The sequence below is a fragment of the Kineococcus siccus genome, from assembly GCF_009906795.1.
Taxonomy (GTDB): domain Bacteria; phylum Actinomycetota; class Actinomycetes; order Actinomycetales; family Kineococcaceae; genus Kineococcus; species Kineococcus siccus.
The window spans coordinates 1-3503 of sequence record NZ_JAAALN010000311.1; the positions used below are offsets into that span (position 1 = coordinate 1).

General features: G+C 74.7%; 4 protein-coding genes. 1 reads left to right on the forward strand and 3 read right to left on the reverse strand.

The window, feature by feature from the left end:
- Positions 1 to 54: 54 nt before the first annotated feature.
- Complete coding sequence (locus GTR02_RS20575) at positions 55 to 1455, reverse strand: amino acid permease (RefSeq protein ID WP_166609342.1); 1401 nt, start codon at positions 1453 to 1455, stop codon at positions 55 to 57.
- Between the two features lie 265 nt (positions 1456 to 1720).
- Here GTR02_RS20575 and GTR02_RS20580 point away from each other — a divergent pair, with 265 nt between their 5' ends.
- Positions 1721 to 2185: a PPOX class F420-dependent oxidoreductase gene (locus GTR02_RS20580; protein WP_166609343.1), complete on the forward strand. Its 465-nt coding sequence runs from the start codon at positions 1721 to 1723 to the stop codon at positions 2183 to 2185.
- Positions 2186 to 2200: 15 nt separating this feature from the next.
- On the opposite strand, the gene GTR02_RS23510 is transcribed toward GTR02_RS20580, so the two are convergent.
- Entirely contained in the window at positions 2201 to 2374 is a 174-nt protein-coding gene (locus tag GTR02_RS23510; protein WP_166609344.1) for a DUF1059 domain-containing protein, read from the reverse strand.
- On the reverse strand, positions 2371 to 3503 hold a 1133-nt coding region (locus GTR02_RS23515), incomplete at its 5' end, for an EAL domain-containing protein (RefSeq protein ID WP_166609345.1). The genes GTR02_RS23515 and GTR02_RS23510, both read right to left, overlap by 4 nt.

The window sequence follows — 3503 nt, forward strand, 5'->3', positions numbered from 1 at the left end:
GGCATGGGGTGATCCTGCGCGCCCGCGGCGCGCAGGACCACCCCGCCGCGCGGGTCAGCGCCGGTCGCGTCCCACCGCGCCGGTGGCGTCGACCCCGCCGGGCACCTCCGGGCGCGGGCGCCGCGAACGCACGACGCCGACCGTGACGACGGCCGCGGTGAGGACCAGCGACAGCGCGAGCTGCACGCGCTGGCCGGGCAGGACGACCATGAGCAGGAGCACCACGGCGATGAAGGCGATCGTCGCGTACGTCAGCCACGGGAAGAGCCACATCCGGATCATCGGCTGGGTGCCGTCGGCGTCCAGGCGGCGGCGCGTGAAGACCTGGCTGAGCGCGATGAACCCGTAGACGACCAGCGCGAGGGCCCCGCTGGTCGCCAGCAGCAGCTCGAAGATGCGGTCCGGCAGCGCGTAGTTGCCGATGACGGCGAGGAAGCCCACGGCGGTGGAGGCGAGGATCGCGGTCCACGGGACCCCGTGGCGCGAGACCCGGCTCAGCCACGCCGGGCCGTCGCCGCGGCGCGAGAGGGAGAACACCATGCGCGAGGCCGTGTACAGCGCGGAGTTCAGGCAGCTCGCGACCGCGGTGAGGATGACGATGTCCATGATGGTGGCTGCGCCGGGGATGCCGAGGGTCTGCAGGACCGTCTGGTAGGAGCCGTTCTCGGCGAGCTCGCTGGAGTTCCAGGGCACGATCGCCACGACCACGAAGATGGACCCGAGGTAGAACAGGCCGATGCGCCAGATCACGGAGTTGACCGCGCGGCGCACGCCCTTCTCCGGGTCGGGCGACTCGGCCGCGGCGATGGTGACGATCTCGGTGCCCATGAACGAGAACATCGTGATCAGCATCCCGGCGAGGACCGCGGTGAACCCGTTGGGCAGGAAGCCCCCCGGGCCCGACAGGCCCGGCGTGCCGCGCGCGTCGCTGCCCGGCAGGGCCCCGAAGACGGCCAGCAGCCCGATGGCGATGAAGGCGACGATGGCGACGACCTTGACGGTGGCGAACCAGAACTCGAACTCACCGAAGTTGCCGACGCTGGCCAGGTTGCTGGCCGTCAGGGCGAGGGTGACGACCAGCGCCCACACCCACTGCGGAGCTCCCAGCCAGTCGGAGAGGATGTTCGCCGCGGCGGTGGCCTCCACGGGGATGACGAGGACCCAGAACCACCAGTACAGCCAGCCGACCGAGAACCCGGCCCACCGCCCGAGGGAGCGCTCGGCGTACGTCGAGAACGACCCGGTGTCGGGGCTCGCCGTGGCCATCTCGCCGAGCATCCGCATGACCAGGACGACGAGCGAGCCCGCGAGGGCGTAGGAGATGAGGACGGCCGGGCCGGCCTTCGCGATGGCGCTCGACGAGCCGACGAACAGGCCGGCGCCGATGACGCCGGCGATGGAGATCATGGTGATGTGGCGGGGCTTGAGCCCCGTGCCGAGCGCTGAGCTGTCCATCCGGCCCTCCTGGGCGTCGCGGTGGGTGGGGCCTCGCCGGAGGAGCCTCGTCGTGCGCCCCCGGCGCGGACGGCAGCCTGCACCCTCCGGGGCCCGCGGCGCACCCCGCCGCGCCGGGGATCTTCACGCCCCGTCCACTCGCCGTCCACGCACCGTCCGCGAGGACCCGTGCGGCCGCCGGTCGCCCCGGCCGGTCGCCCCGGCCGGTGCCTGAGTCCGGGGCTGTGTCCGGAGGGTGTCCGGGGCCCCCGCTACCGTGCCCGCCATGACCCCCACCGCCGCCACGAACCGCCGCGTCGAGCGCGAGGAGCTCCTCGCCTTCGTCCGCGAGCGCCACGACGTCGTCCTCCTGACCCACCGCGCCGACGGCAGCCCGCAGCTGTCGCCCGTGACCGCGGGGTTGGACGACGACGGGCGGATCGTGGTGGCGACCTACCCCGAGCGCGCCAAGGCCGTGAACGTGCGCCGTGACCCGCGGGTCAGCGTGCTGGTCCTCAGCGACGCGTTCGGCGACGCGTGGGTGCAGGTCGACGGGTCCGCGGAGGTGCTGGACCTGCCGGAGGCGCTGGACGCCTTCGTCACCTACTTCCGCAACATCTCCGGCGAGCACCCCGCCTGGGACGAGTACCGCGCGGCGATGGTCCGGCAGGGCAAGTGCCTCCTGCGGATCACCCCGGAGCGCTGGGGGCCGATCGCCACCGGCGGGTTCCCCCCGCGCCTGGTGGGGTGAGGCGGGCGGGTCCGCTCAGACGTCGCGGATGTTCTCCGCCACCAGGCGGGCCAGGTCGTCGTCGACGCTCGGCAGGCCGTGGTCCAGGGCGGCGTGCGCGGCGACCTGGCGCACGATGTCGTCGCGGTCGGCGCCGAGGAAGTCGCGCTCGCAGCCCGGGACCACGTCACCGCAGCGGAACACCTTCACCGCAGGCCCGGCCCGGTCGCGGCGGCGCGCAGGTCCAGGCCCGTGACGGCGCCCGGGTGGCGGGCCAGGTCGAGCAGCACGTCCTCGACGCCCACGACGCCCACGTAGCGTCCGGTGGCGTCGGTGCAGACGACGGGGTCGAAGCGGGTGGCGGCCGGGCGGGCCACGGCGCGCTCGGCGACGTCGGCGACCGCGGTCTCGGGCGCGAGGGTGACGTCGACGCGCGTGACGCGCGGGGCCGCGCCCGGCCGGGGGGCGGGCAGGACGAGGAACTGCGGCACGTCCCGGTGGTCGACCACGACGACCGGGGCCTGGTCGGCCGCGGCGATCTCCGTCGCCTCGTGCGCGGTGCGGACGGTCTTCGTCCGCCGGGTGAGCTCGCCCGCGAGGCGCCGGTCCTGCGCTGCGCGGCACGGCGGGGTCGCCGCGGCCAGCAGGGCGGCGGCGCGGGGCGAGAGGGCCTGGAACCCGGGCTGGGGGTGGGCGAGCAGGAAGCCTTGCACCAGCGGCACGCCCATGCCGGTGAGGGTGTCGAGCTCGGCGGTCGTCTCCACGCCCTCCGCGACGATCCAGGCGTCGAGGCGGGCGGCGCACTGGCCGAGGAACTGCACGAGGGAGCGCTTGACGAGGTCGCCCGCGACGCCGCGGACGAGCTGCAGGTCGACCTTGACCATCTCGGGCCGCAGCACGGCCATCCGCAGCAACCCCGAGTGGCCGGTGCCGACGTCGTCCAGGGCGATCTTGGCGCCGCGAGCCCGCAGCTGCTGCAGAGGCCCGAGCAGGTCGTGGGGGGCGCAGTGGGCGTGCTCGGTGATCTCGACGATCACGCCGGAGAGGTCGTGGGCGAGGAGGAGGTCCAGGACGGCGGGGTCGCGCAGCGACGTGGGGCTGGCGTTGACGGTGAGGAAGGTGCCGTGCGGCAGCACGGCCTGCAGCGGCAGCGCGGCGGCCAGGACCAGCCGGTCGAGCTCGGTGCTCCGGCCCAGGGCACGGGCCGCGTCGAACCAGGCCTCGGTGGGGACCGGGGAGTCGAAGCGGGACAGGGCCTCGTAGCCGGCGACCCGGCCGGCGACGACGTCGACGACCGGGTGCAGGACGAGGTGGAGGGTGCCCGGGTCGGCGGCGAGGG

Excerpts from the sequence above, each read along its gene's own strand:
- GTR02_RS20575 (WP_166609342.1), bottom strand. The coding sequence starts at position 1,455 with ATGGACAGCTCAGCGCTCGGCACGGGGCTCAAGCCCCGCCACATCACC.
- GTR02_RS20580 (WP_166609343.1), top strand. The coding sequence starts at position 1,721 with ATGACCCCCACCGCCGCCACGAACCGCCGCGTCGAGCGCGAGGAGCTC.